Below are 20,884 nucleotides of genomic sequence, written 5' to 3'. Positions count from 1 at the left end.
CCGCCCGCATAACGGACTGTCTTGTGCCGATCAACTCAATTGGGGCGTAGGCCTTGATTGCCGCTTATCCGGTAGGTCAGGGGGAAGAGGTTGCAACCTCCACTGCCACGAGCGGGGTATTCGCTGCTATCCGCCGAACGCAACGACGATCTCTTCGATCGTCACGCGGATGCGCGCCGTGTGCCGCAGATCCTGATGCGTGACGAGCCAAACCTCATACGACGCGTCGTTTGTACGGTCCGGCCAGATCCGCACAAGGCCGTCTCGTTCGCCCATTGGCACGGGTATCTCGCTGATGCCGAGCCCTGCCTTGAGTGCCGCGCGCAACGTCAGGTTCGTGTTCAGCCGTGCGACGATGCGGCCGTCCGTCAGCGGTTCCCCGACGAACGCCGGCACCCGCGCCTTGGCGAAATACGGCTGGTAGACGACGAGATCATGCCCGGCGAACCGCTCGCCCGGCACCGGTTCGCCATGGCGCCGCACATAGTCGGGCGACGCGAACAGCCCCACTTCCCAGCGCGGCAGACGGCGAGCGAGCAGATCTGGATTTCGGGGCTTGACGGTCCGGATCGCGATGTCGGCTTCGCGCTTCCCGAGATTGAGGAGCACGGTCGTCGTGTCGAGCATCACCGATACGTCCGGATGCTTCGCATGCAGGCGCGCGAGGGCCGGCATCACGAACTCGTGGGCCAGCGCATCCGTCGTCGAGAGCTTCACCTCGCCGGCGAGCCGCTTGTCCACGCCTTGCGTGTGGCGCACGAGATCGTGTGCGGATTGCTCCATCGCCTCGGCGGCACGGAGCGCGATCCTGCCGACCGGCGTGAGCTCATAGCCGTTCGACGTACGCAGGAACAGCGTCGCGCCGAGCGCGTGCTCGAGCGCCGCAAGCCTGCGGCCCACCGTGGCCTGATCGATGTCGAGCGCGCGGGCGGCGGCGCGCAAGGTCCTTTCCCGATGGAGCGCGACGAAGATGCGCGCGTCGTCCCAGTTCATGTCGCCCCCGGCGTGATGCAAATTTGCATCATACGACCAGCAATTCGCTGCACGTCAAGCGCAGGCTGCGCGACTACACTTTTTTCAACCGATGCGGCGATTCGGCGGGTCGCTCGAATCCGCGGCGCATCCGGCATTTTAAAAGGGATGAAGTTGTGTCACACGAAACGAAAGGCATTCCCGCGGCGATGACCGCGATCGACATTACGAGGCCGGGCGGCCCGGACGTGCTGGCACCCGTGCAGCGTTCTGTTCCCGCGCCCGCCGACGACGAAGTGCTGATCCGCATTCATGCGGCCGGCGTGAACGGTCCTGACGTGCTGCAGCGCAAAGGGTTATACGATCCGCCACCGGGCGCGTCGGACATTCCCGGGCTCGAAGTTGCGGGCAAAATCGTGTCCGTCGGGCGCGATGTGACCCAGTTCGCGGTCGGCGATCTCATCTGCGCGCTGGTCCCGGGGGGCGGCTATGCGGAGTACGCCGTCGCGCACGAGAGCAACACGCTCGCGGTTCCCGATGGTCTCACGATGGTCGAGGCGGCCGCGATCCCCGAAACCTTTCTGACGGTATGGCTGAACCTGTTCCAGCGCGGCAAGTTCAAGGCTGGCGAAAGCGTGCTGATCCATGGCGGCGCATCGGGGATCGGCACCACGGCGACGATGCTCGCGAAGGCGTTCGGCGCCTCGAAGATCATCACGACGGTCGGCTCCGACGCGCACCGCACCGCAAGCATCGCGCTCGGTGCCGATGTCGCGATTGACTACCGCAACGAGGATTTCGTCGAGGAGGTCATGCGCGCGACGGATGGGCGCGGCGTCGACGTGGTCGTCGATATCATCGCCGGTGATTACGTCGCGCGGAATTACGCGGCGGCCGCGATGAACGGCCGCATCGTGCAGATCGGCGTGATCAAGGGGCCCGCGCAAGCACTCGACCTGTTCCCGATGCTGGCGAAGCGCCTCATGCACATCGGCTCGACGCTGCGCTCGCGCACGCACGAGGAAAAGGCGGAGCTGATCGAGGATCTCAAGCGATCGGTGTGGCCGCACTTCCGGCGTGGCGCGGTGAAGCCCGTGATCTATCGGACCTTCGATCTCGACGATGCGCGCGGCGCGCATGCCCTGATGGACTCGGGCACGCATATCGGCAAGATCGTGCTGACGACCCGGGCGGCAGGCGCAGCCTGACGCGCAGCTCCGGCCACCTGACTTGCCATTACTCACATCTCCGGTCAAAACCATGACTGATGCACGCTACCACTACTACGAACCGTCACAAGGCCATGGATTGCCGCACGATCCATTCAATTCAATTGTCGGTCCAAGGCCCGTCGGATGGATTTCCACGCGCGGCAGCAACGGCATGCTAAATCTCGCGCCATACAGCTTTTTCAACGCCTTCAACTACCATCCGCCGATCATCGGCTTCTCGAGCATCGACGCGAAAGACAGCCTACGCAACGTGCAAGAAACGGGGGAGTTTGTGTGGAACCTCACCACACGCGATCTCGCCGAAAAGATGAATGCAACGTGCGCAATGGTGCCTTACGAAGTTGACGAGTTTGAAGTGGCCGGGCTGACCCCCGCTCCGTCTCGGCAAGTCGCCGTTCCACGCGTGGCAGAGAGTGGTGTTAACTTCGAATGCAAGCTCGCCGATGTGATCCAGCTTCGCAATCACAAAGGCACGCCTATTACCACATGGCTCGTGCTGGGAGAAGTCGTGGCTGTTCACATTCGCCAGGACTTGCTTAAAGACGGCACCTTCGACACCTTCGGCGCAGGCATCATTCTTCGGGCAGGCGGCCCATCGGCCTATGCGCTCGTCGCACCCGAGAGTCGATTCGATATTGGGCGCCCGCCCGGGGTGAATCACCCCGCCGCACGATGATGGAGGGTGGCGCAGTCGGCTGAAGCGGCTGCGTGTATGACTGCTTCACTGCGAGAAGCTGCCAATGAGAGCCGACCGGGGCAAGAGGCAGAGATGGGTCGACTGCTGTCGACTCACACTTGGGAAGTGGCAATTCATGCACAATGTCGAACCGTCGCCCTTTTGGCGGCAGTCGGCGTTCAAACAGCGTGAGGTTCCGCAGACCATTGTCCGTTCGTTCATACCTTTCGCACGAACGGACTGCCCCAATTGAGCTGCGACCCAGCGATAGTGCTACCACTTTGCTGCCCGCTCCTCACGTGCGTGGGAACCGCGTATAAGCCCCTCAACTCATGCGAACGTTCTTGTTATGCCAGAAGATTTCGAAGTTCACGGCCCGCACGATCATGCAGTAGAGCAGCATGCGGCGCATGGAGAAGACCACGGAGCGGCGCGCATTGCCGTGATGACTGCTGTCCTGGCCTGCGTCGGCGCGATTTCCGCATACCAGAGCGGTGCGGACGAGAATTTCGCGCTGCTGCACAAGAACGAGGCCGCGATCCAGAAAACCGAGGCAGCTAACCTGTGGGCCTATTACCAAGCGAAGGGCGAAAAGCAGAATCTAGCCGAGCTCGGTGCGGCCTTGAGCCAGGAAGCGTCGCCGCAAAGAAAGCGTTTCGAAGCAGACGCGGCGCGGTATCGCGAAGAGAAGGAGCCGATCCGCAAGCGCGCCGAAGCGCTCGAGCAAGAAGTCGTGAAGAGCAATGCTGCAAGCGAGGAGCGGCTACACCGGCACCATCGTTGGGCGCAGGCCACTACCATCATCCAGATCTCGATCGCGCTTGCTGCGATCACGATTCTCACGCGGCGGAAATGGATGCAACACCTGTCGATGGGTGCCGCCGCGATCGGCGTCGTACTGACAGGGCTGGCGCTCTTCGGTGTGTAGCGGCCCGGTCGTTCGTGGTCGGGAGAGCGGGGATGTTTGAACGGCTGTCCGCAGCCGAGAACGACCGTTCCCAAGCCCCGACGCCACACCCTGGGTTGGCGCAGGCCACGACCTGCATCGACCGTTCCAATCGCGACGGTTCCATGATGGCTCGCGCGGTGCGCATCGTTGCGGAGCGCCCGGGCATTACAACGCGTCTCGTGTCTTTTGCATCGCCCTACATGGATTCGCAAGGGCTGCACTCTCTAATGAAAAACCTGCCCCCGCGGTAACAACCGGCTCGGGCGTGCGGCGTGCAACGTGCGGCGATGGGCATGAAACGATGGCGGCCACGCCATCGCCCTGCCCAATTCCTTGCGAACCCGATCGCCGCCGTCGCATCCCCCGGTCAGAATGCGTAATTGACCGACACCAGCGTGACGAGCGGATCCAGCGTGATCTTCGCGACGCTCTTGACCACGGCACCGTTCGGCAGCCGGGTGGTCAAATTGGCTTTCGTCCCGAACGGCAGGTAGGAAACGGAAAGCCCGGCCGACCAATGCTTGTCGAACTGGTAATTCAACCCGCCATTGAAGACGGGCGACCATGCGCTGTCGACGTCCGCGCTCGTCGACAGGCCCGTCGTCGCGCCGTGCGTCAATTGCGCGCTCAACGCCTGCTGGAACGCGGGACCGACATGCACGTTCGTAAACCAGATATAGCTGACGCCGATGCCGAGATAGGGTCTCCATCGGGCATCCGCGCGGCCGAAATAGTATTTCAGCAGCAGCGCCGGACTCCACTGGCGGACGTCCCCGAGCGGATTGATCGCCGCGGAAGACAGCACACCGGTACCCGAGAGCTTGAATTTCGGCGGAATGCCGGCGACCGTCTCCACCGCGATATTGTCGGTCAGGAAGTGCGTGAAGGTGATGCCGAGTGTGTCGGCGTGATCGACGTTCGCGCCCGTATCGGGCACGGCGTGTCCGCCGATTTCGAGCGGATCGCTCGAGGTTTGCGGGGCGATTCTCAACCAGCCCGTTCCGACCACGTTGTTTCCCGCGGACTGCGCGTGCGCTGCCGCGCTCGCGACCAGCATGGCGGCAGCCGCCGCCAGTTTCATCGACTTCATTGAACGGAATCTCCATATTTATTTTTCGCCACGAGCGCGCAGGTCGGCCGTGGCGTGCCGCCACTATGGCCGGCGACCGGCGCTTTGGATATGTTTGAAACGGACGCGAAAATTGTCCGTGTTCGCTACCACACGGAACCCGCCGATTGACGTAACGTGGTCACTGCGGACCGAGCCCGCGGCGCATCGAGGCAACGGATGACCCGCTTCCGGGCCGCGACGAGAACCGACGACCTGATTCAGAGATGAGCAGCAACATGCGATTGAACCCGACGCAAGCCGGCCCTGGCGCCGGCCTGCCGTCGTTGCCGGTCGATCTGGCGACCCTCTCCGAAAAGCGCTCGTCCCCGTCGAAACTCGCGGCGCTGATGGAAGTCGCAGCGCATCTGGAGCTTGAAACGTCCACGGTGCTCGCCGGGACCGATCTCGACTCGAACGACGTATCGAACCCGTTTACGCTGACGTCGGCGCAACAATTCCTGACAGCCGTGCGCAACGCGCTCCGGCACTATCCGGGCGCCGATCTGGGCGTGCGGGTCGGCAGGTTGCTGCATGCGTCGAGCTACGGGATGTACGGGTACGCGACGCTGTGCGCCGAAACGCTGGGGCAGGCGTTCGATGCGGCGGTCCGGTTCCACCGGCTCGCGAACGGCTTGCTCGGCATTCGCTGGGGCACGGAAGACGATCTGGCGACCTGGTATTTCCCCGCCCGGGAAGACGTCGCGCTGCCCGAGCTCGACGCGCGGTTGTATGGCTTCTTGCTCGACATGCAGTTCGTGCTCCACGCGACCTTCGTCAAGGACGTGATGGGGCCGTGGTGCGTGCCAGTCCACGCACGATTTGCATGCGGGCAACCCGCCCATGCGGCGCTGCTTGCCGAAACGCTCGACTGTCCGGTCAAATTCGATCAGGACTGTCATGCATTGAGCTATCCCGCCGCATGGATGTCGCGGGCGCCTCAGCTTGCCCACCCGATCACGGCGGCCCAGGTCTCACGGCACTGCGCGCAGTTGCTCGACGAACTCCAGGATCGCTCCGGGATCACGCTGCGCGTCTACGACGAACTGATGCGCATCCCCGGCAGATTCCCGGACATCGACGCGATCGCCGGGACGCTGCACATGACTTCAAGGACGTTGCGCCGCAAGCTCGACGCCGCAGGCACGTCTTACAACGAACTGCTGACAGGCGTGCGCAGGGCGCTGGCGATCGACTATCTCGGCACGACCGCATTGAGCACCGAAGACATCGCGCTGGTATTGGGATTCAGCGATGCCGCGAGTTTCCGGCATGCGTTCAAGCGCTGGACCGGCATGACGCCGAACGAGGTGCGCAGCAACGCGGACCCGGCGCCGCGATCGTCACGCATGACAGCTTGATGCCGCCATTGCGGCGCGATCGTCGATCGTCGGCGCGACGGTGAATCGGCGCGCTACGCCACCGCCCGCCGCTCATGCAGCCGCAACGCGGCCCACGCGATCCCGGCCGAAAAGATCCCGACCACCCCGCCGAACGTGCCGATCCACGGCAGCCCGAACGCCCCGGCGATATGGTTGCCGAGCAGCGCGCCGGCGCCGATCCCGACGTTGTACAGCCCGGAAAAGATGGACACGGCGAGATCGGTCGCCTCGGGCGCCAGCTTCAGCACCCACGCCTGCATCGCGAGACCGAAGCAGACGATCGCGCCGCCCCAGACCAGCGTGTGAACGGACAGCGTGACGATGTTCAGCGCGCTCGGGAACAGGATCAGCAGACAGGCCGACAACGCGATGATCGACGCGAGCAGGAAATCGGCCGGCCGCTCCGGGAACACGCGGTTGAAGCAGAGCGCGGCCGGCACGCCGGCGACGCCGAACAGGATCAGCACGTAGGTAATCCGGCTGCTGCTCGCATGATTGACGCTCTGCACGAACGGCTCGATGTATGTATACGACGTGAAGTGCGCGGAGATCACCAGCACGGTGATCGCGTACAGCGACACCAGCGCCGGCTTGCGCAGGAACGTGCCGATGCTCGCGAGCGAGCCGGCGCCCTGGCTGGGGAGCGTCGGCAGCGTCATGCGCAGCGCCAGCAACGCGACGGCCGCCGCGCCGCCGATCACGAGGAACGTGACGCGCCAGCCGAGCGCCTCGCCGATCACGCGCCCGAGCGGAATACCGGCGACCATCGCGGTCGCCGTGCCCATCGCGAGCAGGCCGAGCGCGCGGCTTTTCCGGTCGCTCGGCGCGAGCCGCACGGCCAGCGGGACAGAAATCGACCAGAACACCGCGTGCGCGCACGCGATGCCGAGCCGGCCGAGCATCAGCACCGTGAAATTCCACGCGATGCCGGTAACGACATGGCTGCCGATGAACACCAGCAGCGCGCAGCTCAGCAGCTTGCGGCGCTCGACGTGACGCGTGACGAACGTCAGCGGCAGCGACACGACGGCGACGGCCCACGCGTAGATCGTCAGCATCAGGCCGACGGCGGTCGGCTGCATCTGCAGGCTGTCGCCGATCGCGCTCAGCAGCGCGACGGGCACGAATTCGGTGGTATTGAAGATGAAGGCAGTGAGTGCCAGGGCCAGAACGCCCCACCACGACTGTTCGGAACTGACGGCGTCCGTGGTTGCCATACGGGAATTCGACGAAGGTTGGCGGCGCGGGCAGCCGGCCCGTCGCATCGGCGCGATTGTACCAGCGGCGCTTGACACGCCGCTGCCGGCCGCGGTGCGCGAACACGGCGATGACACGGCCGTGCGCCGATAATGTGTCGAATCCGCTTTCCCCGAACGAATCGCCCGAACGCCATCGGGCCAGGAGATTCACATGCGCATTGAAACGTCATTTCTGTTCGATCTCGACGGCACGCTCGTCGACAGCGTCTATCAGCACGTGCTCGCGTGGAAGGAAGCGCTCGATGCCGAGGGCATCGAACTGTCGGTATGGCGCATCCACCGCAAGATCGGGATGAGCGGCGGCCTGTTCCTGAACCAGCTGCTGCGCGAGACGGCCGGCGACATCGACGCCGAACGCGTCGAGCGGCTCGCGCGGCTGCATGCGGCCGCGTACCAGCGGCTGCGCGCGCAGGTCCGGCCGCTGCCGGGTGCACGCGAGCTGCTGGCCGCGCTGTCGAATGCCGGTATTCGCTGGGCGATCGCGACCAGCGGGCGGATGGAAACCGCCGCGATCAATCTGGAGGCGCTCGGCGTCGATCCGGCGAAGAACGTGGTCGTCACGCGCGACCAAGTCAAGTACGCGAAGCCGGATCCCGACCTGTTCCTGACCGCCGCCGCGAAACTGAACGTGCCGATCGAACATACGGTCGTGGTCGGCGACAGCATCTGGGACATGCTCGCCGCGAGCCGCTGCCGGGCGCTCGGCGTCGGGCTGCTGTCCGGGGGTTACGGCAGCGACGAGCTGGAACGCGCGGGGGCGCTGCGCGTGTATGACGATCCGGCGGATCTGCTGTGGCATCTGGACGAGATCGCGGCGCGGCCGTAATGCCTGAATCGTCCGCCTGACCCGCATCGTCCGGCTCTCCGCGATCGCCTTCGCCGGCTTCGGTCCCCTCGGGCACGCGTCTCCATGCCGGCGGCGCGTGCCAACACGGTGCCGGTGCGGTCAGTCGTCGTCCACGCGCTTGTCGACCAGATAGCGCCCGCGCTCGACGCCCGCACGCAGCGCCTCGTCCTCGGTCAGCCACTCGGGGCCGGCCGGCTCGGGTACGTACAGCTCGATGCGCGCGCCGTCGACATATACCTGCACCTCGTCGTCCCACGCGCCGCGCGCGTTGCGCCGCGCCCATACGCGAATCTCGTGGCCCCGATATGGGTCGCGAACCTGTGCGTCCTGTTGATGCTGCATCCTGGCCCCCTGTACTTATCTGCGATGAAGATGCAAAAAATGCGCGCCGCATGATCGCCGCGCGCGGCGTCGGCCCCGCGCGCACGCGGCGTGCCCGGTATCGGCCGATCCGGCACGGGCCTTGCGTCCCTATTGAGCATCGAACCGGACACCCAACCGGATATCAAACCCAGTATCAAACCACTCTAGTACGCCAAACAAAAGGAGGCCACGATGATCGACACGCGGCACGACACGCTCGGCACCGGCCGCGTGGGCGTGAAGCGATTCATCGTCCCGCAGTTGAACGACGATCCGGACACGGGTCACATCCCGGTGTCGCTCCCGCGCACGAGCGGCGCGGAATTTGCGGCGATCTGCGGACCGCTGCAAAGCGTCACCGGCATGTGGACCTGTCTCCCGGATACCTCTTCAAGGAGTTTCGCGTGACCCAGACCGACTTGCTCTCCTACCTCGTGACGAGCCAGCTGACGGCGCGCATGCGCGGCGGCGCCTGGCTGTCGACCAGCCAGGCGGTCGGCGCGCTGCGCGCATGGCTCGAGTGCCATCACGCCGAATGCGGCTGGCTCGACCGAATCAGGATCGTGGACGCGTCCGTGACGATTGCGCAAGGCATCTACGAGATCGCGTGCGCGTACGGCGATCCGGAAAGCGGCGAACGCATCCGGCTCGACGCAGATTCGCCGCAACTGCAGGCGCTGCGCGCGCGTTGCGACGTGCTGCTGCAACGCATCGACGGCCACCGGGACGTCAACGTCCGATGATCGTGCCGGGACGCATGACCCGCGCCGCAGTCGCGACGGCGGGCGCGGACGACGCGACAGCCGCATCGCGCCTGGACGAGCCGGTGCGGCACGGGCTGCTCGAACGCGGGCGCAACTGCGACACGATCCGCCATGCGGACCGCTTCGCGATGCTGGTGGACGGCGACGCCTATTTCGCGACGCTGCGTGCCGCGCTGCGGCGGGCGCGCCATACGGTGTTCATCGTCGGCTGGGACGTCGACAGCCGGATGCATCTCCCGCCTGCCGCCCCCGGCGACGGCCTGCCCGACACGCTCGCCGCGTTTCTGCACGCCCTTGCATCGTCGCGGCACAACCTGCGCATCTACGTGCTCGCGTGGGACTTCGCGATGATCTACGCGCTCGAGCGCGACTGGCCGCCCGTCTATCGCGCCGGGTGGCGCGCGCATCGCGGCATCCGGTTCCGGCTCGACGACACGCATCCGCGCGGCGCATCGCATCACCAGAAACTCGTCGTGATCGACGACCGGCTCGCGTTCGTGGGCGGGCTGGACCTGACGCGCGCACGCTGGGATACACCCGCGCACGCGGCCGACGATCCGCGCCGCCGCGACGCGCAGGGGATGCCGTACGGGCCCTTTCACGACGTGCAGGCGATGTTCGACGGCGACGCGGCCGCCGCGATCGGCGAGCAGGCGCGCTTGCGCTGGTTCAATGCATGCGGGCGTCCGATCGCGATCCGCGCGCAGCGCCATCTCGATCGTGAGGAAGACGTCGATCCGTGGCCGCCCGACGCGCGCGTCGACGTGCGCGACGTGCGGCTCGGCATCGCCTACACGGCGCCGCGCCACCGCGACCGCGAGCCGGTGCGGCAGGTCTCCGCGCTCGTCGAGGACCCGATTCGCGCCGCGCGCCGGCACCTGTACATCGAGAACCAGTATTTCACCGCGGCGGTGGTGCGCGAAACGCTGTCCGCGCGGCTCGCCGATCCGGACGGCCCCGACGTGACGGTCGTCGCACCGCGCGTGCAGAGCGGCTGGCTGCAGGAAGCGACGATGGGCGTGCTGCGCGCGCGGCTGCATGGAACACTCAAGGCCGCCGACCGCTTCGACCGCTACCGGTTGCTGTATCCGCATGTCGACGGCCTCGGCGACGCGTGCGTGAACGTGCACAGCAAGCTCGCGATCGTCGACGACGAATGCATCGTGATCGGCAGCGCGAACCTGAACAACCGGTCGATGGTGCTCGACACCGAATGCTGCATCGCGCTCGTCGCGGCTGGCGAGCCGCGCATCCGCGGCGCGATTGCCGGCCTGCGCGAGCGCCTGCTGGCCGAACATCTCGACACGACGCCGGCCGCGGTCGCCGCTGCGTTCGCGCATGACGAACGTCCGAATACCGTGCTCGACCGGTTGCGCGACAAACCCGGCCGCACGCTACGCACACTCGAGCCGGCCGTGACGCCGCAACTCGACGCGCTGGTGCCGGTCAGCGCGCGGCTCGACCCCGAGCAGCCGATCGAGCCGGATCGCTTCGTCCGCGAGTTCGTGCCGCGCGAGCAGCACCGCACGCTCACCGCGCGCTTCTTCGTGCTCGGCGCGGCCGTGCTGCTGGTCGCGGCGCTCGCGCTCGCGTGGCGCTTCTCGCCGCTCGGCAAGGAACTGAACATCGCGTCGCTCGCGCGAGCGGCCGCTCACGCCGCGCAGTTGCCCGGTGCGCCCGCGCTGCTGCTGGCCGGCTACGTGGTCGCGGCGACGTTGTCGGTGCCGATCACGCTGCTGATCACTGTGACGGGCCTGGTGTTCGGCGCGTGGCCGGGCTTCGCGTATGCGGCGCTCGGCACGATGGCGGCCGCCGCCGCGACCTACGGGATCGGACGCTGGCTCGGGCACGACGCGGTGCGCCGGCTCGCCGGCACGCGCGCGAACCGGCTCAGCGAACACATCGGCCGGCGCGGCGTGGTCGCAATGGCCGTGCTGCGGCTGCTGCCGATCGCGCCGTTTACGGTCGTGAATCTGGTCGCCGGCGCATCGCATATCGGCCTGCGCGACTATCTGGTCGGCACCGCGATCGGGATGCTGCCCGGTATCGTACTGACCGTCACGTTCGCGCACCAGCTGACCGCCGCGTTCAGCCATCCGGGGCCCGGCGCGTTCGCGTGGCTCGCGGCGATCGGCGCCGTGCTGGTGGGCGTGTCGGTGCTGCTCGTCAGGGTGCTGCGACGATGGCACTGAGCGCGCAGCCGGCCCCGCCGCCGGACATCGTCACGTCGGACGGCCCGCCCGCCGCCGCGCCGGGCGGGCGCGACCTGCGGATCGCGACGTACAACATCCGCGGCGGCAACGGCGCTTGGCACACACGCGCGGCCGACCGGATCGCGCAGGTGATCCACGAGCTCGACGCGGACGTGATCGCGCTGCAGGAAGTGCCGCTCGGCGGCACGCACGCGCCCGACGTGCTCGCGCACCTGCGCGACGCCACCGGCATGCATGCGGTGGCCGGCCCGACCATCGACACGCCCGAGCGCCGCTACGGCAACGCGGTGCTGTCGCGCTGCCCGATTCGCGCGGCGCGCACGCTGGACCTGTCGTTTCACCAGCGGGAGCCGCGTGGCGCGCTCGATGCGGACATCGACAGCAGCGCGGGCATGATCCGCGTGGTCGCGACCCATCTCGGGCTGTCGGCGAGCGAGCGCAGCGCGCAGGTGCAGCGGCTGCTCGCCGCATTCGACACCGGCGCGATGCCGGTGATCCTGATGGGCGACATCAACGAATGGTTCGTGCGCGGCCGCGCGCTGCAGGCGCTCGTCACGCGGTTCCGGCGCGCGCCGGCGCCGCGCACGTTCCCGACGCTCTACCCGGTGTTCTCGCTCGACCGGATCTGGATCCATCCCGGCGAGTGGCTGGTCGACGTGAACGTGCATCGCAGCATGCGCGCGCGGCGCGCGTCCGATCACTACCCGCTCGTCGCGCGCATGCGTGCGACGCCGGGCACGCCGCTTGCGCGACGAGCGCCGCTGCCTGATGAAACCTGACGGAGCTTGCCGATGCGAACCGACGAACTGGCCGGAACCGCTCTCGATTACTGGTGCGCGCGCGCGTTGTGCGCGGATGACGAAGGCACGCTGTACTTCACGGCCGTCGACCCGCGGGTGATCCTGACCAGCGCGTGCGACGCGTTGCGCCGCCTCGACGCGCATTTCGCGCCGTCGGCGTCGTGGGCCGATGCGGGTGCGGTGCTCGAGCGCGTGGGCGAGCTGCGGATCGCGCGGCGCGACGACGGCGTCGAATGCGACGCCTGCTTCATCGACGGCCCGTCGACCTGCGCGGCACGCGCGCCGGACGCGCGCACCGCGCTGCTGCGCGCGTTCGTGCGGGCGCGCTTCGGCGACGAGGTCGAGACTCCGCCGTCGTTCCCGCATCGGATCGAGCACGGGGCGGCGGTGCGCTACGACCCTGGGGTGCCGATTCCGGAAGCGGATGATGATTCGGCGACGGGAGACAGTTCGGAAATTCGGTCGATTCCGCGCATGTGAGGGTGTGTTGCGTGGCGCCGTCGGTTGCTTGTGGGGTGCGAATTGTCGCGACGATGCCGCGCATTTGTAAAACCGACAGCGCCCGGGGCGCGAGTTATCCGTATTCTCGCAAAACGTCGCTCGTATAGAGGCGCGGCCCCAAATAGAGGCGCCACGCAAAACTCAGCACGACGAGGATACCGATCACAATCGTCAGCACCGTCTCAAAGGTGTCCCACCTCTCGTGGGGTGACATCAGCATCGTGAACGTCCACAGACCCATGCAGCCGACCAATTCGGTCCGCGGAAACAACGCATAGTCGTAGGCGGATTTCCACGGTACGTCCACCGCCGGTTTATCCTTGACGACGACATTCAGCGCAGCGCCGTTCGGCCTCGGTAGTGCGACGAGTTGCGCGCCTTGACCAAAATGCGCCATCTTCGCCGCCAGCGCCTGAAGGAACCACCGTGCGACGGGTGCCTGCGGACCGACTGCCGAATCGAGTGCATGTTTCTCCACTTTCAGGTCGGTGTCCTTCACGGCTCCCAGTGTCGCGTGCAGCGCCAGCCCCTTGAGGCGTCCATACCAGAAATGACGGATCCGCTCACGCGGCACCTGTTCCGCCGCGAGCAGCAGCGCAAGCGCCTTGTCCACTTCGTCGGCATCCCCGACGATCTGGCGCAACAGCCACGCCTGGCATTTCAGCCGCGGTTTTTCGTGCATGAGCGCAGGGGAACCGAGCAGCAACGCGACCGCCGCCTCGGAAGTGTCCGGCTGCACCTCAGGTGCCGCGCCGTTGAGATGCCAGGCTAGTACCAGCCGGTATTTGGGGGTCGTGGCGGGTGCGAACGAGTCCGCACCTGCCGTGTCGGTGTCACCCTCGAACCATGTGTCCGCGAATCCGGGATCCTTATCGTTGCTCAACCACCTGATGCGCGGTTTCCCCGGTAATTGCAATTGCGCCCATACCGCCTGCACGTCGACATACGATTCGGCACGTTCGCATTGCATCACGATGTCGAACGAGCCGCCGCGCATCGCCGGGGCCAGCCGCGCCGCCAGTGGCGTCAGCAGCCTTTCGATCACCGCCCGCTCGCGGGACACGCCATCGGCTCCTTCGATACCATCAAGTCGCATCACCCTGCCGGGATTTTCCGGCGGGCTGCCCTCGAGGTTCAACATGCGTTCCGCAAGATCCGGCTCCGGCGCAAGAATCACGCTGTCGAGAACGGCCACGCCCGACCGGACCTTTCGTTTCCATCGCGTGAGCAGATGCCAGCGCACTGTGTTCTTGACCGCCGCTTCAAACACACGACTGTCGTACATCGACGCATAGAGCACACAGCTGACCGCAATCCAGAGCACGAACGGAGCGACCAGTGCGGTTCGCAAGAAGTCGTCCGAGACAATCGGCTTTTCGTTTGGCGACGTCGCGACCGTGCCGGCCACGAACGCGAATTCGATCAGGAAAAACAGCGCGACATATAGCCAGACGGGAGGCGGTTCGCCCGCCGACCACTCGTCGCGAACAGGCGGTGCCCAGTGAAATTTCATCGTGCCTCCATCAAGAGCACGTTACGTCATTCAACAGTCCAGTCGCGCCGCGACGCGACCAGTCGGGGCGGCGGCGTGCAGGCGCACCGGCAGAGGTCGCCTTCCAGCGCATGCTGCTTGCCGCCGAGATCATCCGCTCGTGGGGCCAAGCCGTCAGATCCGATATGACCGACGGTGCTGCACGCGGGGCATCGAACCCTCGCACCCAGGTAGCTCAGCTTTCGGTCGTCGAGGCCGATATCGTCGAGACCATCGAGCACGATGCCATTCGCAGTGGTCCGGTCATGCTGGAAGATGCAGGCGCGTTCGGTCATGTCACACGCCGATCCATTCCCAGTCAGCGTCATCGCCGGCACCTTTCACTGCTGGCATCGTGTGCCCGTACCGCAAGGTGACGATACCCGCCAGGTCGTAACGAGTGGAATTCCAGCCCTCGCGCACGCGTGGAAGCCACCGGCCACTGCGCGGACATACCGCGCCCGGCTGGCAGAACTGTCGAGTCTCTTCGACGATGTCGAACGAATACTGCTTGACCGGCGCTGGCGCGCTGCCTTCCCACTGCCACTGCACCGGACCGTCAAAACTGATGCCGTTACCCTCATCCATCAGCATCTTCACGTTGTCGGCCGTAGCAACGTCGCCTGCCTTGAACGGAACGAGCTGGAGGCTCCGATGAGCGCCAGAGTTCGTGCGGACGGCCCGGTAAAGGCCGTCTTCCGCGAACGTCTCGCCAGGCTTCACCGGGAAATACGACAGGCGAGTCCGCTGGTATGCCTCCCACTGCTCGCGCTCCCGCGGGGTCGACGGATAGTCGCGGTCGAAGGTAATACGGGTGGGTTTCTTGTAGTCCGAATGGAAATCGACACGCAATAGGCTGGACTCGATTCCCGTGACCTTGATGTTCATGAAGGCGCCCGCATACAAATCGTAGGTACCAGCGGTGAACTTTCCAACTCGCGAACTTTTGATTTTCACAACTACGGCACTATGTGGCGCAAGGAGCACTTCGCCGTTGGGAAATTGAGCCGGATCAGCAAGTGGCTGACCGGCCAATGCAAAACCGACTTTCCCTCCCGCGCCACTCTTTGAATCATATACCGCCAAAATATCCATATATTTTCCTATTTTTGTTTCCCACCCATCCGGCGTCTTGAACTGGATTGGGTAGTCGCCGCTGTTTTCAAATCTCAGAGACACCAGAAATCCGTCAACCGCACGATCGATCGAAACAAGAGAGAGATCCAGCTTGACGAGCTTACGCCCATCCAGCACCCCTGCATTCGTAAGTATTTCTGCGAAATTGGAGATTTTAGATCTAACATCACGACCAAAATCACTTACATAACCGTTCCGAATCTCGCCATCACACTGCACGTTGTAAATTACGGGAATAATCACATCATTTTTCGAGTGTCGCGGAGAACACAACAGTTCCACCATCTGCTTGGCGGCATCAAGAATTTCACCACCCAACTTCAACTCATATATGCCAATTCCACCAATATTCCGATTCCGGCTCGAATTTCCAATCTGAACTTGCAACAGATCTTCGGAAACCGAGATTGAATTATTCCCATAGGTATTGATGCTACCGTCCGCCCCGCCATTTGTCGTATAGCTAAATTTCATTTTCTGATTCTCCAGGCTCACAGTTTCAGCATGGGCGGCGCTCCCAAGCAGGAGCAAGCAGACCACGGCATTGCGCAAATATGGAACCAACGAACTACGCGTCATAACCGACCCTCCATAACTTGTTCGTCGCAATCGAGAACTGACGTCGCACGTATTCAAGATAATAGGGCTTCATACTTGCGGTGACGCGACCCGGCTGCAATGGGGCATTAGCACCGTCACCCATCACATTACTGGCGGAATGTCCTTGCCAGAAATGGCCTCCAGCCTTAGCCCCAACAAGTGAAAAATCGATCTGCTCGTTCTTGATATATGACTCGTGCACCCAACCACCAAGGGCGTAATACTCGTCAGGAAAATTAAAATAGTGACCACATTCATGCGCCTCCACATTCGCATCGGGATAGGGGTGAATGTTGAATTGATCATCCTGCCATTTATGCTCCTCGCCCCAAGACGCCGTATCTGCCCGCAGCACTTGCGGAAATAGCTTGAGCGTGACATGGGGCTTGAATCCGTCAATCGGAGCACCCTTGATCGATACGCGAACATCGACCTTGAACTTGACCTTTACCCGGCAGCCGCACGCCGCTCCCTTGGGGCAGCCGTCCAGAATCAGCTTGTAACTCCCCTGATTCAGCACGGCCTCGATGCGGCTAGTCAGAGCCCCGACATCGAATTTAGGTCCGACCGAATCACGAAATTCCATTTTCACGCCTTGTTTCAACGTTCCCGGCAACATGTCAGAATGAGCGAAAAATTCGTATGGAATCGTCAATTGATCGTCCGGCACCGACGTATCGCGCTCGCCTTTCAGATCGACCGGAAAAAGATCCATCGGAATCAGCATGGCGCGAACCGTACAGGTAATCGCCTTGTCGTGTTCGCTATATGAAAATTCGAAATGCGAGGATCTCGAACCGCCGCCCCTATATTGAGCACCTGTCTTAGGGTCCTTCCAAGGTGTCCGGTCGTTCAGCACACCCCAATACGAAACGGATTCAATACGCCCCTTTACGTCGGCCTTCAGGTCCGATATTTTCCAATCGCAGGGCACCGCATTCGCCAGCTTGATCGGATCGGGCGTCACCAGGGCCTGCTTCTGATCATCCGGATTGTTCAGTGTGACCTTGGCTTTGGGGATGTCGGTATCCACGTTTGACGGCTTGCCATCAAACGGAGAAAAGGCAGACGCCCCCGGCGGCACGGCGCTGCCGGAAAAACGCGAGAAAAAGTCGCCAAGCGGCGACGGCGCGACCCCGGCCGCATCAGGTACGGGCGCCACCGTTCCCGCGTTCTCCGGCGCGACCATCTCGGTCGCAGGCGCGTGCGGCGGCATGAACGCCGGATTGGTGCGCCAGACCTCGCAGCCCGTCGTATACGGCACAAACACCGGCGCGAATGCCGCGCCCCCCAGATCCATCTGCGCCGGCCCGGTCTTTTTCAGGCTGCTGGTCTTGAACAGTACGCCGCCGCGCGTACCCATCTCGATGCCCCCGGGCGTCATCCGGAAATACGAGCCGCCTACGTTCATCACGATTTCCTTCGGCGACTTGACGTGGAGCACCCCGTTCACCGTCTCGACCGTCATGTCTTCCTGCGAGGCAAGCTGCATGCGGCCGCGCTGTGCCTGCACGACGACTGCGCCCGCGGCCGCAATCAGGCTCATGCCTTTCTGCGTGAACAGGGACACCATGTCGTGCGCGGCCACCGTAAAGCGCTTCCAGACACTCCAGCTCGCATCGCCCTTCGCGATGCTCATGATGTTTTCGCCGGCGACGACTTGCACGCTCTTGCCAGCCACCACACCCGCCGACGCAGGCGCGGTCACCAGCACACCGGGCTGCTGAAGCTGGTCGAGCGCCTCGTTCGCGGCCCGCTGACTGTCGATATCGGCCGCTTCGGCCTTCGACGCCTGAGCCGAGGACGCCAGCGCTTTCGCCAGCGCCAACGCGTCCTCGAGCTGTGCAACGGCTTCCTGCATGTCGAGTTGCGTGCCTGACGCACCGTTTCGCGCATGGGCCGATACCATCACGCCACGACCGCCGCGCAGCGCGGCAGGCCCGTCCGACCTCAATTCGGCACCGCTGCCTCGCTCGCTCTGGCCGCGATCCACGATGTGCCCGAGATTGAGCTGCGACTTGCCGTGCTCGGTCGCAACCTTGATGTGCTCGCGCCCCTGCCGGTCGTCCATCTCCAGCGTGTTGTTCGAACGCGTGCGGAGGGTGTTCCGCGTGCCCCAAGGGACGCCCGCGACGATCGGGTCCGTGTGTTGGGCGGTATGCAGCACGTGGCTGATGAACGGCAAATCCACGCAGCCCCACAGGAAGCTCACGCCGACCACCGTTCCTTCAACGAGCCCGAAGTGAAAACCGGTCTGGTTCGGCCCCGCGAACGGTTTCGCGAGCCTCATCGGGCAGCTTTGCAGACCGGGCGTCCGCGTGTCGCGGTCCAGATGAAGATCGACGATGTATTTGCCCTGGCTATCGAGATAGGGGTCTTTCCCGCCGCCGGACGACGCGATCGTCCCGGTGATGACCCCATCGATCCTCGGCCACGTTTCTTCCTCCAACGGCATCCGATACTGGCGATCAGATGGAATCGCGTCGAACGTCACGTGATAGCCCTTCTTCCGGCTCGCGCAGCACGTCACCCGCACGACAACGAGCCCGTGCTTCGCATCGGGCAATTCCCGGTTCGACAGTTTCAGCACCGAGCCGGGCACGAGGTCCAGCATGTCGCACTCGCCGCGATACGCGACCTGGCCGGCCAACGCTGCCTCGCGGCGCAGTTGTGCCTCTTCCTTCGCTTCGTCCTCGCTCTGATCCGGCGCGCCCCAGGTATACGCTTCACCATACGTCGTGCGGTCGTCGCGGACGGGACTGACCGCCTCGATCGGATCCGATCTCGCCGTTTCCGTGTTGAACGTGCGTACCGCGTAGGCCGCCGGCAAGGTCTTCGCGTGCATTTCGAGCGCGCTGACCGACTCGATACCGCAGGCCTCCAGTCCGCTATGCGGCCGATACGCAACCGTCAGGCGCTCAGGATCGCGGCGGTAGTGCGCATAGTCGTCGCCGAAGCGCACCCGCTCGCACCGCTCGCCCTCGTCGCACACGAACCAGATACCGGAGCGCCGGCACAAGCGCGTAATGAACGCCAGATCGTCCTCGCCCCATTGCATGACGAAGCTGCGCTTGCGGTAGGTCCGATTCAACTGGAATTCGAAGGCGGCGAAGATCTTGTTGAACTCGTGCTCCCGCAGAATCAGCTCGATGATCTCGGGAATGCTCATGTCGAGGAAGAACCGACACTTCGGCGCATTGCGCAACAGTGCCAGTCGCGATTCCAGCACGATTTCGTACAGCGACTGATCGCGGTTCGCAGCCTTCAACGCAAAGCCCGTCACGACGCCTTGCACGCGCCGCGCCTCGTCCGGCTGACTCCATCGGTCCTGCGGCGGCGGCTGAATCACGAACGCGCCAATCCGTTTCAGGAATTCGCTGCGCGACAGGTCGTGACGGGGATGCGTGAACCGGATCGTGTACTTCGTCGGCTCGCCGATGCCGCGTGTGCCTTCGAACTCGTACACGTCAGCGAGCGCGGCGGCCGGCGCTCCCTTGATATCGAGGCTGTAGAACTGGTGGATGTCGATGCCCGCGCGCGCGGGTGTATCGGAAATGGCCGTGCTCGCGGTCAAGGCGCCCCCCCGTCTGGCTTTGTTGGAATATCGCGAGCGATCCTAACCGTCCTGGTGCCGGGGCGGCCATAGGACCAGTATGATTTTACCGGCGAGGATCGGCACGAACGTTTTTACCGGGCGCGGATCTTGCGCACTGGACTTCCAGCGACTGACACCTCGTCCACCGCATGCGCCGAGTTTTTCATCGGTATCTCGACGGCATTGGCAAAAATTTCACGCCGTCGGCCCCCTCCTCGATCACGCGAACCCGCGTAAAAGTGCCGAGACCGCGCCCCAGCGGTGCAAAAAACGACGGACCGGCGCCGCCGCCAATCGCGCGGCCGCTTGCCGCCCCATCCGCATCACGGCAGGAACGCGCATTGCGGCGAGCAACACCTGTTGCCGATCCGGCCGCCGCCCGCACACGCTACCCATGAACGCCATACCGCCCTTCGCTCCTCACATCTACTTCTGCGACGCCCGCCTCGTCGGCCCCCTCGACGCGTGGCCCGACACGTTCGCGCATATCGCCGGCATGGGTTTCGACCACGTGCTGATCGGCGGCTTCTGGGCCGCCAGCGTCGCGGGTTTCCCGCGCCACGTCGCCGACTTCCACCGCCCGGCCGCGACGTTCGCGACGCGCGCCGGCGCGCTCGAGACGTTCTCGCGGCTCGCGCAGCTCGCGCACGGCCACGGGCTGCGCGTGCTGCTCGAAGTGGTGCCGGACCGCATCGCGCGCGACAACCCGCTGCGCGCCGAGCATCCGGACTGGTACGTCGAGCGCGCGCACGACGACGCGTTGATCGATCCGCGCAGCGCCGCCCATGAAATGGATATCGCGCATGCCCAGGTCGGCGAAGACGCCGCGCACGACGCGCTGTCCGCCTGGTGGTGCACACACCTCGCCACGTTCGCGGATGCCGGTGCGTCGGGTTTCCTGATCGACGCGCCGCATCGCCTGCCGGCCGCGTGGTGGCCGGGTTGGCGCGCGGCG

17 protein-coding genes and 2 pseudogenes are annotated in these 20,884 nt (G+C 64.7%); 11 read left to right on the top strand and 8 right to left on the bottom strand.

What is annotated here, in order from left to right:
* Positions 1-126: 126 nt before the first annotated feature.
* A complete protein-coding gene (locus tag F3J14_RS16095; RefSeq protein ID WP_166723837.1) occupies positions 127-993 on the bottom strand; it encodes a LysR family transcriptional regulator in 867 nt (288 codons plus the stop codon).
* 188 nt (positions 994-1,181) lie between these two features.
* Between F3J14_RS16095 and F3J14_RS16090 the strand changes: the two genes are divergently transcribed.
* From F3J14_RS16090 to F3J14_RS16080, 3 genes are all read left to right on the top strand, one after another.
* Positions 1,182-2,180 (top strand): NAD(P)H-quinone oxidoreductase, encoded by a 999-nt coding sequence (locus tag F3J14_RS16090; protein ID WP_166723836.1) that lies wholly within the window; start codon positions 1,182-1,184, stop codon positions 2,178-2,180.
* A gap of 52 nt (positions 2,181-2,232) precedes the next feature.
* Positions 2,233-2,880, top strand: coding sequence for a flavin reductase family protein (locus tag F3J14_RS16085; RefSeq protein ID WP_166723835.1), 648 nt, complete (start codon positions 2,233-2,235; stop codon positions 2,878-2,880).
* 349 nt (positions 2,881-3,229) lie between these two features.
* On the top strand, positions 3,230-3,808 hold the full coding sequence (locus F3J14_RS16080) for a DUF4337 domain-containing protein (RefSeq protein ID WP_166723834.1): 579 nt from the start codon (positions 3,230-3,232) through the stop codon (positions 3,806-3,808).
* 388 nt (positions 3,809-4,196) lie between these two features.
* Here the strand turns inward: F3J14_RS16080 and F3J14_RS16075 are convergent, their stop codons facing one another.
* The gene (locus tag F3J14_RS16075; RefSeq protein ID WP_166723832.1) at positions 4,197-4,919 is read right to left on the bottom strand and encodes an OmpW family outer membrane protein; all 723 of its coding nucleotides are present in this window, start codon (positions 4,917-4,919) and stop codon (positions 4,197-4,199) included.
* A 257-nt stretch (positions 4,920-5,176) separates the two neighbouring features.
* Here F3J14_RS16075 and F3J14_RS16070 point away from each other — a divergent pair, with 257 nt between their 5' ends.
* Positions 5,177-6,298, top strand: a complete 1,122-nt coding sequence (locus tag F3J14_RS16070) for an AraC family transcriptional regulator (RefSeq protein WP_166723831.1) — start codon at positions 5,177-5,179, stop codon at positions 6,296-6,298.
* Between the two features lie 53 nt (positions 6,299-6,351).
* Here the strand turns inward: F3J14_RS16070 and F3J14_RS16065 are convergent, their stop codons facing one another.
* Entirely contained in the window at positions 6,352-7,536 is a 1,185-nt protein-coding gene (locus F3J14_RS16065; RefSeq protein ID WP_166723830.1) for a sugar transporter, read from the bottom strand.
* A 193-nt stretch (positions 7,537-7,729) separates the two neighbouring features.
* On the opposite strand from F3J14_RS16065, the gene F3J14_RS16060 reads away from it, so the two are divergent.
* On the top strand, positions 7,730-8,404 hold the full coding sequence (locus F3J14_RS16060; RefSeq protein WP_044843419.1) for an HAD family hydrolase: 675 nt from the start codon (positions 7,730-7,732) through the stop codon (positions 8,402-8,404).
* Positions 8,405-8,524: 120 nt separating this feature from the next.
* Here F3J14_RS16060 and F3J14_RS16055 read toward each other — a convergent pair whose 3' ends face one another.
* Positions 8,525-8,767, bottom strand: a complete 243-nt coding sequence (locus tag F3J14_RS16055) for a DUF6566 family protein (protein ID WP_166723829.1) — start codon at positions 8,765-8,767, stop codon at positions 8,525-8,527.
* 216 nt (positions 8,768-8,983) lie between these two features.
* On the opposite strand from F3J14_RS16055, the pseudogene F3J14_RS16050 reads away from it, so the two are divergent.
* The 5 genes and pseudogenes from F3J14_RS16050 to F3J14_RS16030 form a co-directional block, all read left to right on the top strand.
* A pseudogene (locus tag F3J14_RS16050) lies at positions 8,984-9,196 on the top strand (MgtC/SapB family protein); the annotation flags it as partial.
* Positions 9,193-9,531, top strand: coding sequence for a hypothetical protein (locus F3J14_RS16045; RefSeq protein WP_166723828.1), 339 nt, complete (start codon positions 9,193-9,195; stop codon positions 9,529-9,531). The pseudogene F3J14_RS16050 and the gene F3J14_RS16045, both read left to right, overlap by 4 nt.
* On the top strand, positions 9,528-11,744 hold the full coding sequence (locus tag F3J14_RS16040; RefSeq protein ID WP_166723826.1) for a VTT domain-containing protein: 2,217 nt from the start codon (positions 9,528-9,530) through the stop codon (positions 11,742-11,744). The genes F3J14_RS16045 and F3J14_RS16040 overlap by 4 nt, the downstream gene beginning before the upstream one ends.
* Positions 11,735-12,544, top strand: a complete 810-nt coding sequence (locus tag F3J14_RS16035) for an endonuclease/exonuclease/phosphatase family protein (protein WP_166723825.1) — start codon at positions 11,735-11,737, stop codon at positions 12,542-12,544. Before F3J14_RS16040 ends, F3J14_RS16035 begins: the two co-directional genes overlap by 10 nt.
* 12 nt (positions 12,545-12,556) lie before the next feature.
* Positions 12,557-13,045: a phage protein NinX family protein gene (locus F3J14_RS16030; protein WP_166723824.1), complete on the top strand. Its 489-nt coding sequence runs from the start codon at positions 12,557-12,559 to the stop codon at positions 13,043-13,045.
* A 94-nt stretch (positions 13,046-13,139) separates the two neighbouring features.
* On the opposite strand, the gene F3J14_RS16025 is transcribed toward F3J14_RS16030, so the two are convergent.
* From F3J14_RS16025 to vgrG, 4 genes are all read right to left on the bottom strand, one after another.
* Positions 13,140-14,579, bottom strand: a complete 1,440-nt coding sequence (locus tag F3J14_RS16025; RefSeq protein ID WP_166723822.1) for a hypothetical protein — start codon at positions 14,577-14,579, stop codon at positions 13,140-13,142.
* Positions 14,580-14,605: 26 nt separating this feature from the next.
* Complete coding sequence (locus F3J14_RS16020; protein ID WP_166723821.1) at positions 14,606-14,893, bottom strand: PAAR domain-containing protein; 288 nt, start codon at positions 14,891-14,893, stop codon at positions 14,606-14,608.
* Position 14,894: 1 nt separating this feature from the next.
* Positions 14,895-16,208, bottom strand: a complete 1,314-nt coding sequence (locus tag F3J14_RS16015; protein WP_247682227.1) for a hypothetical protein — start codon at positions 16,206-16,208, stop codon at positions 14,895-14,897.
* Between the two features lie 94 nt (positions 16,209-16,302).
* Entirely contained in the window at positions 16,303-19,908 is a 3,606-nt protein-coding gene (vgrG, locus tag F3J14_RS16010; protein ID WP_166723819.1) for a type VI secretion system Vgr family protein, read from the bottom strand.
* Positions 19,909-20,323: 415 nt separating this feature from the next.
* On the opposite strand from vgrG, the pseudogene F3J14_RS16005 reads away from it, so the two are divergent.
* Positions 20,324-20,884: pseudogene (locus F3J14_RS16005) on the top strand (DUF3416 domain-containing protein); the annotation flags it as partial.

Source organism: Burkholderia sp. Tr-862 (assembly GCF_011753085.1).
Classification (GTDB): Bacteria; Pseudomonadota; Gammaproteobacteria; order Burkholderiales; family Burkholderiaceae; genus Burkholderia; species Burkholderia ambifaria.
The sequence above is the reverse complement of the archived record's forward strand: the minus strand, read 5'-3'. Positions and strand labels throughout refer to the sequence as shown.